General features: G+C 72.4%; 15 protein-coding genes. 9 read left to right on the forward strand and 6 right to left on the reverse strand.

Going from position 1 to position 12765, the window contains the following annotated elements; genetic code table 11:
• Positions 1-62: 62 nt before the first annotated feature.
• From OG937_03925 to OG937_03950, 6 genes are all read left to right on the forward strand, one after another.
• A complete protein-coding gene (locus OG937_03925; protein WUD70884.1) occupies positions 63-809 on the forward strand; it encodes a hypothetical protein in 747 nt (248 codons plus the stop codon).
• A gap of 160 nt (positions 810-969) precedes the next feature.
• Positions 970-2073, forward strand: a complete 1104-nt coding sequence (locus OG937_03930) for a serine/threonine-protein phosphatase (protein ID WUD70885.1) — start codon at positions 970-972, stop codon at positions 2071-2073.
• A 96-nt stretch (positions 2074-2169) separates the two neighbouring features.
• On the forward strand, positions 2170-3405 hold the full coding sequence (locus tag OG937_03935) for an acyl-CoA dehydrogenase family protein (GenBank protein ID WUD78624.1): 1236 nt from the start codon (positions 2170-2172) through the stop codon (positions 3403-3405).
• A 42-nt stretch (positions 3406-3447) separates the two neighbouring features.
• Positions 3448-3906 carry an Rrf2 family transcriptional regulator gene (locus OG937_03940; protein WUD70886.1) on the forward strand — a complete coding sequence of 153 codons (459 nt, stop codon included), beginning with the start codon at positions 3448-3450 and terminating at the stop codon, positions 3904-3906.
• 114 nt (positions 3907-4020) lie between these two features.
• Positions 4021-4626 (forward strand): GPP34 family phosphoprotein, encoded by a 606-nt coding sequence (locus OG937_03945; GenBank protein WUD70887.1) that lies wholly within the window; start codon positions 4021-4023, stop codon positions 4624-4626.
• Between the two features lie 398 nt (positions 4627-5024).
• On the forward strand, positions 5025-5747 hold the full coding sequence (locus OG937_03950; GenBank protein ID WUD70888.1) for a hypothetical protein: 723 nt from the start codon (positions 5025-5027) through the stop codon (positions 5745-5747).
• Positions 5748-5830: 83 nt separating this feature from the next.
• On the opposite strand, the gene OG937_03955 is transcribed toward OG937_03950, so the two are convergent.
• Positions 5831-6307, reverse strand: coding sequence for a MarR family transcriptional regulator (locus OG937_03955; GenBank protein ID WUD70889.1), 477 nt, complete (start codon positions 6305-6307; stop codon positions 5831-5833).
• A gap of 262 nt (positions 6308-6569) precedes the next feature.
• Here OG937_03955 and OG937_03960 point away from each other — a divergent pair, with 262 nt between their 5' ends.
• The gene (locus tag OG937_03960; GenBank protein WUD70890.1) at positions 6570-7019 is read left to right on the forward strand and encodes a MarR family winged helix-turn-helix transcriptional regulator; all 450 of its coding nucleotides are present in this window, start codon (positions 6570-6572) and stop codon (positions 7017-7019) included.
• 20 nt (positions 7020-7039) lie between these two features.
• On the opposite strand, the gene tatC is transcribed toward OG937_03960, so the two are convergent.
• The 5 genes from tatC to OG937_03985 form a co-directional block, all read right to left on the reverse strand.
• A complete protein-coding gene (tatC, locus tag OG937_03965) occupies positions 7040-7900 on the reverse strand; it encodes a twin-arginine translocase subunit TatC (protein ID WUD70891.1) in 861 nt (286 codons plus the stop codon).
• Between the two features lie 21 nt (positions 7901-7921).
• Positions 7922-8203 carry a Sec-independent protein translocase subunit TatA gene (gene tatA / locus OG937_03970; protein ID WUD70892.1) on the reverse strand — a complete coding sequence of 94 codons (282 nt, stop codon included), beginning with the start codon at positions 8201-8203 and terminating at the stop codon, positions 7922-7924.
• Positions 8204-8275: 72 nt separating this feature from the next.
• Positions 8276-8515, reverse strand: a complete 240-nt coding sequence (locus tag OG937_03975) for a hypothetical protein (protein ID WUD70893.1) — start codon at positions 8513-8515, stop codon at positions 8276-8278.
• Between the two features lie 50 nt (positions 8516-8565).
• Complete coding sequence (locus OG937_03980) at positions 8566-9684, reverse strand: alpha/beta fold hydrolase (GenBank protein ID WUD70894.1); 1119 nt, start codon at positions 9682-9684, stop codon at positions 8566-8568.
• Between the two features lie 98 nt (positions 9685-9782).
• On the reverse strand, positions 9783-10256 hold the full coding sequence (locus OG937_03985; GenBank protein WUD70895.1) for a VOC family protein: 474 nt from the start codon (positions 10254-10256) through the stop codon (positions 9783-9785).
• Between the two features lie 343 nt (positions 10257-10599).
• Here OG937_03985 and OG937_03990 point away from each other — a divergent pair, with 343 nt between their 5' ends.
• Together OG937_03990 and OG937_03995 are read left to right on the forward strand one after the other, a co-directional pair.
• Entirely contained in the window at positions 10600-11202 is a 603-nt protein-coding gene (locus OG937_03990) for a CGNR zinc finger domain-containing protein (protein ID WUD70896.1), read from the forward strand.
• A 166-nt stretch (positions 11203-11368) separates the two neighbouring features.
• A complete protein-coding gene (locus OG937_03995) occupies positions 11369-12724 on the forward strand; it encodes a mycothione reductase (GenBank protein WUD70897.1) in 1356 nt (451 codons plus the stop codon).
• Positions 12725-12765 lie beyond the last annotated feature (41 nt).

Raw genomic sequence — 12765 nt, forward strand, 5'->3', positions numbered from 1 at the left:
TGCGGCACGCGATCGGTCGCCCGCAAGGGAATCGTGTCAGAGGCCTGGTCTAGGTTCGACCCATGCACGAGAGCCGTTCCAGCGCCGGGGCGCCCCTTGAGCCCGGCGTGCCGCCCTACCAGGTGGTCCTGGCGGAGACCGATTGGAGCTCGCTCCAAACTGCTTTCGGGAGCGGCGAGGACCTTCCCGACGTCCTCGCGCGGCTGTTGGAGCCCGATCCCAAGATCCAGGTCACCGCTTTGTCGGAGCTGGGTGAGATGGTCAACCACCAGAACAGCATCTACGAGGCCACCGCACCCGTCGCCCTGTACGTCGCCGGCATCCTCACCCACCCGGCGGCCGCGAACCTCCGGGCCTACCGCAACGTCCCGATCCGCGCGACGCTGTTGAACTGGCTGGTTTCCACGGCCTACGACGCCTCCGACGAGATCGCCGGCCGCATCGAGCAGTGGTTCCCCGGTTTCCTCACCCACGACACGACCATGGCGTCCTTCCGGGACCTGCGCCCGATGCTCTACCGGGCCGTCGCTCCCTTCGTGCAGGACGGCCACGAGAACGTGCGCGAAGCCGCCGTCATCGCCGCGCTCATCCTCGCCGAACACCCCGCGCTCGCCGAGCAGCGTGATCACCTCGCCGTGCACGCGCGCCACGTCCTCGACACCAACGGCCACGAGCCCACCCGCCGCATCGCCCGGAGGGCCCTTGAAGCGTGGGGCCACGACGTCCCCGGCCCCGAACCTTTCCGGGCGGAGCCCTGGGACCGGGGGCCGCACAGCGACGGCCGCGGCGATCTCGAACCTCCCTTCTGACCCATACGCGCAGGGCCCACCGGCGGAACACCGCGGCAGGTGGGAGACACGAGCCCAAGGACGCGCGACTTCCGCGGACCCGCGAAGGGCGTCCGGGGGCGGACGCGGTATCAGATGTCGCACCCGCGGGGTGCGATCAAGGATCGCCTACGATCCAGCCATGAGCGCTCTGGCCCGGTATCGGACGATGTGGTCGAACCTGCGGCGACGGGACCCCGTTCTGCTGTCCCCCGCCGCCCTGACCGCGGTCATCGGGGTCCTGGCGATCCTCACCCCTCAGGACGTCCCCTTCACCCGCCTGCTGCCGGCGGCGCCCGCGCTCGCCGCGTCGCTCTGGTCCGTGCGGGCGACCCTCACCCTCGGGATGATCTGCCTGCTCCCGGTCATCGGCTACGCCCTGGCCTTCTCCGACATGTCCGCGCTCTACACCGCCGGGGCGATCGGCGCCGTCAGCCTGGCCGCCGCATACGCCAGCCATCTGCGCCTGCAGCGCGAACACACCCTCGCCCAGGTCCGTGCCGTCGCCGACGCGACGCAGGAGGTCCTCCTCAGGCCGGTGCCCGAACGCATCAGGAACCTGGAGATCGCGACCCTCTACCTCGCCGCGGCACCCCAGGCACGCATCGGCGGCGACTTCTACGCCGCGGCCGACACCCCCCACGGCCTGCGCCTGATCCTCGGGGACGTCCGCGGCAAGGGCCTGCGCGCCGTGGGGGTTTCGGCCGCCCTCCTCGGCTCCTTCCACGAGGCCGCCTACGAGGCCCCCGACCTGGCGCACCTCGCGCACCGTCTGGAGACCACCATCGCCCGGTACACCGCGGCGGTGCCCGCCGAGGACGACTGCGAACGCTTCGCCACCGCCGTCATCGTCGAGATCCCACCCGCAGCCGACCATGCCTCCGTGCTCAGCTGCGGGCACCCGCCCGCCCTCCTGGTGCACGACGGCCGCACCCGGGCCATCGAACCGGTGGTCCCCTCACCACCGGTCAACCTGGCGGCACTTGTCGGCTCCGGCTACCACGTCGACCGCGTTCCCCTGGCCGTCGGCGACCTGCTGCTGCTCTACACCGACGGCGTCAGCGAGACCCGCGACCCGGGCGGCACCTTCTTCCCCCTCACCGCCTGGACCCGGCAGGCCGCCACCACCGCACCGGCCGGGTTCCTGCGCCTCCTTCACCAGGCCCTCCTCCGCCACAGCGACGGCGTCCTCAACGACGACATCGCCTGCGTCGCCATCCGCAGGACCGCCGCGGGCACCCCGTGAGGCTGCCACCGCCGAGTATTTCCTATGGAATTGATGGGAAAGCATTGACGGTGGTCCGACAGGCTGCGCAGGATGAGGAACGTGCCCCAGACGCCCATGGACGTTGAGACCGCGCCGTCCGGCTCCGCACCACCGCCGGAACCGGAGCCGACCGGGCCCGGCCGCGCGCACTGGCTGCGGGTGGCCCGTGAGACGGCGGACGACCTGGCCACGGACGCGGTCGCCAGGGACCAGGCGGGCAAGCCCCCGTTCGACGAGGTCTCCCGGCTGCGCGAGGCGGGGCTCCTGCCGCTGCTGGTGCCCGCCGGGTCCGGCGGCGGGGACGCGGACTGGGCCACGGCGTACGCCGTGGTCCGCGAGATCGCGGCAGCCGACGCCGCGATCGCCCAACTGCTCGGCACGCACTACTTCGTGTCGTGGAGCGCCCGGCTCCTCACCGGGCCCTCGGCCGTCACGGGGCTGGAACGGCGTTCCGCGGCCGGGCAGTGGTGCTGGGGCGGTGGATTCGCCCGCCAGGATCCGCCGCTGACGCTGGCCAGGACCGCGGGCGGCTACCGGCTGGAAGGCCGGCAGAGCTACGTCACGGGCGTCCTCGTCGCCGACCGCATCGCCGTACGCGCCGTGCGGGCCGACACCGGGGAACCGCTCGCCGTCGCCGTCGACCTCGCCCGGCACGGCGTCGCGGTCGGCGCGGAGGACGATCCCTTCGGCCAGCGGCTCGCCGCCGGGGGCGGCGTGGAGTTCGCCTCCGTGGCGGTCACCGCCGACGAGGTGCTCGGTTCGCTCTCCGCCGAGGAGGACGTCCTGTCGCCCCTGGCCTCGCTGGCCTCGCCGCTGGGGCGTCTGATGTCGGTCCAGCTCCGACTCGGCACGGCCGAGGGCGTGCTCGCCGAGGCCCGCGAGTACAGCAGGGCGGGCCAGCGGCCGTGGCAACCCGAGTGGCCGGCCGGATCGCCCCAGGACCCCCACGTGCTCGCCGCGTACGGCGAGCTGACCGTCCTCACCCGCTCCGCCTCCGCGCTCGCCGGTCAGGCGCTGGAGGCACTGGAGGGCGGCCTGGCACGAGGGGAGGACCTCGGCTACGAGGAGTGCGCGGAGATCTCGGCGCTCGTGGCCGTGGCCGAGGTCGCGACGTCCACCGCCGTGCGGGAGAGCACGACGCGCGCCCTGGACGTCATCGGGCCCCGCTCCGCGTCCGCGCGCCTTGGCCTGGACCGTTTCTGGCGCAACGCGCGCACCCACACCCTGTACGAGCCCGTGGCCCCCCGCCTCCGCGACGTCGGGGACTACTACCTCAACGGCACGCACCCCCCGTTCACGCTACCCGTGTGACCCGGAACCGACACCACCGGCACCCGACGGGATAATGCGCCCATGCGGATCTCAGCCAGGGCGGACTACGCGGTACGTGCCGCACTGCAGCTCGCCGCGTCACCGGAGGCCGGGCCGATGAAGGCCGAGGCCATCGCCGCCGCCCAGGACATCCCGCACAAGTTCCTCGAGGGCATCCTCAACGAGATGCGGCGCGCCGGGCTCGTCCTCAGCCAGCGGGGCGGCAACGGCGGCTACCGCCTGGCCAGGCCCGCCGGGTCCATCAGCATCGCCGACGTCATCCGCGCCGTCGACGGACCGCTCGTCTCGGTCCGCGGGGTCCGCCCCCCGGACCTGGCGTACACCGGCCCCGCCGAGTCGCTGCTGCCGCTGTGGATCGCGCTGCGGTCCAACGTGCGCGAGATCCTCGAGGGCGTGTCGCTCGCCGACGTCGCGGGGGCCGAACTGCCGCGCGGCGTCCTGGCGCTGACGGAGTCCCCCAGCGCCTGGACGAACCCCTGACCGGGCACCGCCCGGACATGCGCGCACCGTGAGGGGCGGCTCGCCGTGCGCCCGGAACGGCGGACGGCGGCCCGCGGCGACGTATCGTTGTTGATCTCTTCGACAGGAGCCGCCATGAGCACGCCGCAGGACCTGATGATCGTCACCATGGATGTGCCTTCGAGCCCTCCCGTCGAACCGGGCGACCTGTCGCTCGCGCTCGCGGGCGCCGAGGTGATCGATCTCCTCGGAGCGCGGGCGGTCACGCTGGACGGTGACCGCCTGGTGCCGGCGGACGGGCCGGCCACCGGTGACCACCTGCTGGACCAGGCGGCGTCGGCGCTCGTCGACCAGGCGCCCTACGAGTCGGTCGAGGACTGGCTGTGGCGCAGGGGCCGCAACCTCTCCTCGGTCTACCGCGGCGCGCTGCAGGCGACCGGCCTGACCGCCGTGAGCCGCCCCCGGTGGCGGCCCTGGGCCACCGGGGAGCAGGTGCTGCTGGACTCCCCCGCCCGCCGGGAGGCGCTCGGCCGCCGGTCGTCGGGGGAGCCCGTCCTGGCCGCCCTCGCCTCCGCCGCCGGGGTCCCCGGGGACCGGACCGCCGGCGACCTCGCCGACGTCGGCGACGACGCCGTGGCAACGGTGCTGGCCGCGGTCCACGACGCCGTCGAGGAACTGCAGTCGGTACGGCAGCGGAAGGACATCGAGAAGGCGGCCTTCGACAACATCTGGCGGGCCTGAGGGCGAGGGCGGCGCCGCGGCCGCGGCGCCCCGGAGGCGGTTCCGCGTCAACGGCGACTCACCCCGGAGGGGTTCCCTCGAACTTGCCCTGACCGTAAGCGGGTTCGCCCGTCCGGGACTCCTCCCGCACTGCCAGGGCCGGACGCCGCATCTGCACTCCGCCATCGTGAAGTGGAACCTCAACTATGCCCCGCGAAATGACGAGTTGGGACGAGCATGCTTCGCCCGGCCCGTCCACGGGCCTGCCCGGACCGGGACTTGCGGCGGCGGGGCGTTCGGCCGGGACGGCCACGGTGAACACTGCCCCAACTCGCTGAGTACGGGGCGGTTCCGCACGGTGAGGGCGGAGGATGGGTACGATCCGGCAGCAACATCCCATACACCAGGAAGCGGCTGTCGTGTCCCACAACACAACCATTCAGGACCGGTATGCGGCGCGTCTCGCAGAGGACCTGGAGAACAACGCCAAGGAACAGGAAGCGGTCCGGGAGCAGGTGGCCGGGCTCCAGGCCCGCCTGACCCGGCTCGAGGACGAGCGGGCCTGGCTGACCCGGCTGCAGGGCAGCGTGACGACCGGTGGACCCCGCGTCGCCCCGCGCGACGAACCTGCCGATGCCGTGCCGACCGAAGAAGTCGCGGCCCGAGAAGTGCCGGCCGAGGAGGTTCCGGCCGAGGAGGTTCCCGCCGAGGTGGTTCCGGCCGCCGGCGTGGCCGGGGCGCCGGAGGAGGGCGCTCCCCGGGCCGTCCCGCGGCCCCGCACACGGAAGCCGGCCGGTGGGGCGAAGGCCCGGAAGGCCGGCAAGAAGGCGGCGCCGTCCCGCGACAAGGAGAAGCCGACGCTGCGCGGCCTCGTCGCGGACGTCCTCGCCGCCGATGAAGAGCCACGCATGGTCAGTGAGTTCGTCGACGCGCTGGCCAAGCGGCATCCGGATCGCTCCGCCCCGAGCGCCCCCGTCGTGCGCAACGCCCTGGAGGCGTTGGTCGCGAAGGGGCTCGCCGAGCGGTCCCGTCGTCAGGGCAGCGTCTTCTACACCCCTGTCACACCGTCGGCCGGGACCACCGGTGACGACGCGGGCGCGGCAGCGTCCGAGGCCGGGGAGCCGGTCTCGGCGACAGCCTGACCGGGCGCCGTGGCAGGGGCACGCCTCTGCCACGGCGGAGTGGCCGCGGAGCCGGGGTGGGCACCTCGGCCGTACGGGGCGGGTCAGGTGGCGACGTTCCTCAGGGCGGCGCCGAGCGCCTTGAGGTCCAGGCCTTCGAGGTGGTCGAGGAAGTGACGGCGCACGGACACCAGGTTGGTCCGCCACGCCTCCTTGAGGCGGGCGAGGCCGGCGTCGGTGAGGACCGCGTTCCAGCCGCGGGCGTCCTCGGCGCATTTGACGCGCTGCACGAGCCCGTCGTTCTCCAGCCGGTGGACGACACGCGTCATCCCGCTGACCGACAGTTCGCAGGCCCCGGCGAGGTCGCTCATGCGCATCTGCCGACCGGGCGCCTCGGAGAGGTTCATCAGGGTCAGGTACTCGATGAGCGGGAGCCGCTGCTCGCGGACCAGATCAGCGTCCATGACACGGGGCAGGGCGTAGATGACACGACTCAGCGACCGGACGACCGCTTCCTCGTCGGGACTGAGCGGCACTATCGCCTCGGGGGCCGCTTCCTGCCGCGGCATGACGTCTGACATGCCCCTAGTTTACTTGCGCGGCGAAGGAAGTGAACGCTTCCTAACGGCGGGATCCCCGAAATCCCCGCACATCCGGAATTATGACCCGGTTCGTCCGTTCCGTCGGTCGTGATAGGTCTCCGGCAGCCGCAGCCTGTCGTTCTGTCTTCGTCCGGCCACGGGGAGTCGCCGTCGCGCCGTGCCCGTGGCTTCGGCGCGGGGACCGTCGTACCCGTGTGGGAGCAGATGCTCGTATCATGGGGAGGATCCTCGGGAGGAGACCATGACCGCTGCGGCGTCGAAAGCCGACTCGTGCAACAACCTGGCGCTGCGCAAGGCGGCCCGGTACCTCGGCGCGACCTACGACAAGGCCCTCGCCCCGGTCGGCCTCCGTGCGACGCAGTTCAGCATCCTGCAGCAGCTCAGCGTCCACGAAGAGATGACGATCACCGCCCTCGCCGACATCATCGCGATGGACCGTACGACGATGGCCTCCAACCTCAAGCCGCTCGCGCGGGAGGGCCTGGTCACCGTCGAGACGTCGGCGACCGACCGCCGCGCGCGGATCGTCACGCTCACACCGGACGGCCTCGCCAGGATGAAGGCGGCGCTCCCCCTCTGGAACGACGTCCAGACCCGGTTCGAGGAACGGTTCGGGTCCGCGGACGCGGCCCTGCTGCGCGGGTTCCTCGAGGCCGTGCTGGACACCGGCTTCGAACCGTGGGCGGAGTGAGCGGCTCCCGCCGGGACGCGTCATGACCTGCCGACGGCGACGTCGTCGGCGGCGGGGGCCTCGACGGCGGCCGGGGCCGGGTCGGGGCGGCCGGGTGCGGTGCGCCGTCGCCGGCGGTCGTTGCACCAGGCGACCGCGCACGCCGCCCCGTACAGCAGGCTGATGGGCGTGGCGAGCAGCAGCATGCTGATCGGGTCGGTGCTGGGGGTGGCGATCGCCGCGAAGGCGGCGACCCCCATGAGCATGCCGCGCCACCAGCCGGTCATCCGCCGGGCGCTGATCACCCCGCCGAAGTTCAGCAGCACGAGGAGCACGGGCAGTTCGAAGGAGAGGCCGAAGACGATCACCATGCGGGTGGCCAGGTCGAGGAAGTCGTCGACGGGCAGGATGTTGGTGGCGTTGTCGGGGGTGAAGGAGATCAGCACCCGGGCCGTCGTCGGCAGCGTCCGGTACGCCACCGCGGCGCCGGTCAGGAACAGGGGGATGCCCGCCCCGAGGAAGGCCAGGGTGTACTTCCGCTCGCGGCGGTGCAGGCCCGGCGCGACGAAGGCCCACAGCTGGTAGAGCCACACCGGGCTCGCGCCGACCACTCCCGCGGTGACCGACACCTTGAGCGCGAGGGAGAACGGCGAGAGGAGACCGTTGAGGGAGATCACGCCGCAGTGACCCGCACCGTCCGCCCCGGAGGCCCCGGTCAGGCGGCCGGGGGCACAGCCGGGCAGCGGATCGATGAGGAACCCGATGAGTTGCCGGTGGAACAGGGCTGCGGCGACGGTGACGAGCAGGATCGCCCCGACGGCCTTGAGCAGGCGGTTGCGCAGTTCGCGCAGGTGCTCCCGGAGGGGCATCCGATCGGGGTCACGCGGGGTACGGGTGGTCATGGCCGGTCCGTCCGGGGCGCTTCAGCGCCGGTGGGGTGCGTCCGCCGCGGCGGCCTCGGGCGCCGTGTGCGGGGTCGCGGCCCCGGGCCCAGGAGTCGCCGCCCCGGGCTCGAGGGCAGCGGTCCGCACGGCACCCGGGGCTTCGCCGGAGCCGTCCTCCCGCATGGCCTTGGTCTCGCTCCTGAGGATCCGGAGCGACTGCCCGAAGGAACGGGCCATGTCGGGAAGCCGTTTGGCCCCGAAGAGGAGGAGGACGACGACGAGGATGAGGAGGATCTCGGGTGCTCCGAGCCTTCCGAACATGGGTGCTTCCTTTCTGAGGTGCCGAGGTACCGAGGTGCCGCACGCGGATCCGTGCGCCGCCGGACGGCCCCGTCACGGCCGGTGGCCGCCGGCGGGCGGATCGCGCGGGTCGAGGTCCATGAGGTCCAGGTCCCGCAGTTCGGGCGGGAGTTCGTCCCGGAGGCCCGCCCGGGCGCCCTGCGCGAGCTCACGGAGCCCGCGCAGGGCACGCACGGTGTCGGAGACCAGCCCGGGGAGCCTGTCGGGTCCGACGAGGACGACCGCCACCACGAGCAGCGTCAGGACCTCCAGCGGGCCGATGTCGGAGAACACCGTGCCTCCCGTCTGTGGGTGGGGTTCGCCGGGACGGACCCGGCCGGGGGTTACCGCGAGGCGCCGGCGGCGCGGCGGTACGGGGCGAGGAACGTGCCGAGTTCCGCCAGCATCTCCTCGGGCGCCTGCTCGGCGACCCAGTGACCGGCGCCGCGGATGACCACGCCCCGTACGTCCTCCGCCAGGGGCTCCAGCGCGCCGGCGACGGCACCGCCCCAGCTCTCGGATCCGCCGATCGCCAGGACCGGCATCGTCAGCTTCTTCTGCGCGCGGTCCTCGTTCTGACCGGTGGTGCCGTCCCACGCGCGGTAGAACCCGAAACTGCCGCGCAGCGTCGCGGGGTCGGAGAAGAGGCGGACGTAGTACTCGCGCGCGTACCGGGGCAGCTTCTCCCCGCCCTGGATGTCGAACTCGTAGCCGAAGAAGTCCGCTTCGCGCCCCCTGACCAGCCGTTCGGTCAGCTCGTGGTCGACCCGGTTGAACGGGATGTGCCAGAGCCTGTCGTTGTCCCGCTCGTCCAGGAAGAGGATCGGTGAGGCGGACTTCCGCGGGGGTCCGGGGACCTCGGCGAGGGCCACGCGGGCGACGCGCTCCGGGTGGTCGGCCGCCAGCGCGTAGCTGATGATCATTCCGGTGTCGTGGCCGACGACCGCGAACCGTTCGTGGCCCAGGGCGTCCATCAGGGCGACCAGGTCGCCCGCCAGGGAGCGGGTGTCGTACCCGCTCATGGGCTTGTCGGTGAGTCCCATGCCGCGCTGGTCGACGGCGATGACGGTGTGGTGCCGGGCCAGTTCCGGCATCAGCATGCGCCACGCGTACCAGTTCTGCGGCCAGCCGTGCACCAGGAGCAACGGCGGCCCGTCGCCTCCGGTCACCACGTGCTGGCGCAGCCCGCCGGCCCGGACGAAGCGGCTGCTGAAGGTCTTGGTGAACCCGGCCGGCAGCCGGGGCGCCGAGGAGACCGAGCCGAACCCGTGCGGCGTCCGCAGGGGCGGGGTGGCGGAGGCCGACGGCAACCCGCCCGCCAGCGAGATGCCGGCGACGGTGACGGCGGAGGCGGCCGCGCCGCCGACGAAGGCGCGTCGTGACAGTCCGCGCGGGGCACGGTGCGACGCCGGCCTCGGGCCGGGGCCGTCCTGCTCGGACGGCTCCACGGGGGGCATGTTCACGGGGTTTCCTTTCCCTAGGAACGAGCATATGCGCGTATCGGGGCGCAGGGCGGGCCACGTCCGTACGGCTCCGTACGCCCTGCGGTGAGGGGGTGGGATCAGCGGCCGGGGAACCGCTGCTTGATCTCCTGGAGCACCCAGCCGTTGCCGTCCGGGTCGCTGAAGGCGGCGAACGAGCCGTACGAGGCACGGTCGGGATGCAGGCCCGCGAGCCGCCCCTGACCCTCCTGCCGGTGGGTGACCTCCCCACCCTCATGGCCGTGGAACAGCAGCCCGCCGGCGTCGTGGAACACCTCGCTCACCTCGATGCCCCGGGCGACCAGCTCCGCACGGGCCTCCTCGATGTCGAGGACGGCCAGGTACAGCCCCTGGGCCGAGCCCGGCTCGGCGGAGGTGAGTCCCTGACCGAACATCACCGAGCACTCCGAGCCCGGCGGGGTGAAGTGCACCGCGCGCCAGTCCTCGCTGACGGCCTTGTCCAGATCCAGGCGGAATCCCAGCGCCTCGTAGAACGCCTTGGCCCGGTCGACATCGGACACGGGCAGCACGACAAGTTCCAGCTTCGTGTACATGGGGGGTCTTCCTTCGTAGACGACGGTGCGCCGCACGCCGGCGGCCACCGTTTTCCGGGGGACGAGGACGGCGGAGCCGCACCGGCGCCACATGCCGGATCCCCGGCCGGGTCGCCGAAGGCTTCGAGCCGTACCACTGGAGCGGCTCAGCCTGTCCTCGTGGTGATGACCGTAGGCCATTAGCTCGCAACCCGCAACACACATCCTCACGAATCGGGGCGAGCGTGACCCACTTCACCGCGCTTCACCGCACTCCACTGCATGGGGAAGAGAATGACGACCGTCTTGATTTCACCCACAACGGGGAGTGATCTAGACTGGCCCGGAAAGGGAGGCCCGCACGATGCCGACGCCCACGACCGAGCGCAGTCCGCTGACCCAGCCCGCAGCCGTCGACGCGCTCCTGCGGTTCCTCAACACGCACCCTTCGGGGCCGAGGCAGCTCCCGGAGCGCTTCACGGACGCCCGCAGCATGCACGCATGGCTGCTGGAGCACGACCTGGGCACGGAGGCCACCCACGTCACCGAGGCCGACGCGGCCGCCGCACGCGAACTGCGCGACGCCCTGATCACCGTGCTGCTGGCGCACGCGGGCGACAAGAACACCACACCCGGGGCACTCGCCCAGGCGGAGGAGCACCTGCGCGGCATCGCCGCCCGCTACCCCCTGATCACGGTCGTCACCGCCAAGGGAGCCGGCCTGGCGAGCACGCAGAGCGGCATCCCCGGGCTGTTCGGGACCGTACTGGCGAGCGTCACCGAACTCGCGCACGCGGGCGTGTGGGACAGGCTGCGGGCGTGCCGCCACGAGCCGTGCCACTTCTGCTTCTTCGACCGGACACGCAACAGCTCGGCCGGTTACTGCGGCCCGAGGTGCGGTTCCCGCGCGTCCATGCGGGCCTACCGGCAGCGCAGGAAGGAGCAGGCCGCCGGAACGGCGGGCTGACCCCTCCGGCTGTGTCGCACCGGTGGTCCGCCCCCGACGCCCCGTGCCCGTGATATGAACCTCGAAGGACCGAACAGGCACAAATCGGGCGGGTCGTCCCGCGGGAGGACCCTGCGCCGCAGCCCCGACGTCCGGACATCTGCTGACCGGCGGAAGGCGGGCGGACATGCCGCACTACGATCTTGTGGTCCTCGGCGCGGGCAGCGGCAACATGCTGATCGGGGACGAGTTCGCACACCTGCGTTGCGCCATCGTCGAACCGGACCGCTTCGGCGGTACGTGCCTGAACCGGGGCTGCATCCCCAGCAAGATGTTCGTCGTCGCCGCCGACGCGGCAGAGGGCGCGCGGGCGGCCGCGCGGCTCGGGGTCCACGCCACCGTCGAACCGGTGGACTGGAAGACCGTCCGCGACCGGGTCTTCCACCGGATCGACCCCATCCACGACAGCGCGGTGGACTACCGACGGGACCACGGCATCGACGTGTACACCGAGGAGGCGCGCTTCATCGGGCCGAAGGTGCTGCAGGTGGGCGGGGAGCGGATCACCGCCGACACCATCGTGGTCGCGGTCGGCTCACGGCCCGACGTGCCGGACGTCCCCGGACTGGACACCGTGCCGTTCCACACCTCCGACACCATCATGCGGATCGAGGACGCACCCGCTTCGCTGGCCGTCATCGGCGGCGGGTTCATCGCGGCCGAGTTCGGCCACGTCTTCGGCGCGTTCGGGTCGGACGTCACGATCATCCAGCGGGGGCCGCGCCTGCTGATGGCCGAGGACGAGCAGGTGTCCGAGCGCTTCACCGAGCTCGTCTCCCGTCGGCACCAGGTCTTCCTCGGCGCCACCGTCACCGCCGTCGAACGTCGCCCCGGCGGCGTCGAGGTGAGTGTCACCTGCGCCGAGGGCGAGCAGGTCGTCCAGGCCGAGATGCTGCTGATCTGCACCGGCCGCCGGCCCAACACCGACCGGCTGGACGCGGCCGCCGGCGGGCTGGAACTCGACGGGCACGGGCACATCGTGACCGACAACACGTACCGCACGTCCGTACCGGGGGTCTGGGCCCTCGGCGACGCCGTGAACCACTTCCAGCTCAAGCACATGGCCAACGCCGAGTCCCGTGTCGTACGGCACAACCTGCTCCACCCGGACGACCTGCGCACCCTGTCCAACCGGCTGGCTCCGCACGCGGTCTTCACCAGCCCGCAGATCGCGAGCGTCGGACTGACCGAGCAGGAGGCGCGCCGCCGCGGCGTCGCGTACCTGGTGAGCGTCCGCGACTACGCGGACACCGCCTACGGATGGGCCCTGGAGGACACCACCAGTTTCGTGAAGGTCCTGGCGGACCCCGGCGACCGGACGATCCTGGGCGCGCACATCATCGGTCCCCAGGCCGCGACGCTCATCCAGCCGCTGATCCAGGCCATGGCACTGGGGCAGACGGCCGACCAGGTCGGCCGGGAGGTGCTGTACATCCACCCCGCGCTGACCGAGGCCGTCGAGCAGGCCCTGCTGGACCTGTAGGCCCGGGGTCCGGGTCCGCCCGGAGCGGTCCCGCCCGAGAC

This window comes from Streptomyces sp. NBC_00510 (assembly GCA_036013505.1).
Classification (GTDB): domain Bacteria; phylum Actinomycetota; class Actinomycetes; order Streptomycetales; family Streptomycetaceae; genus Actinacidiphila.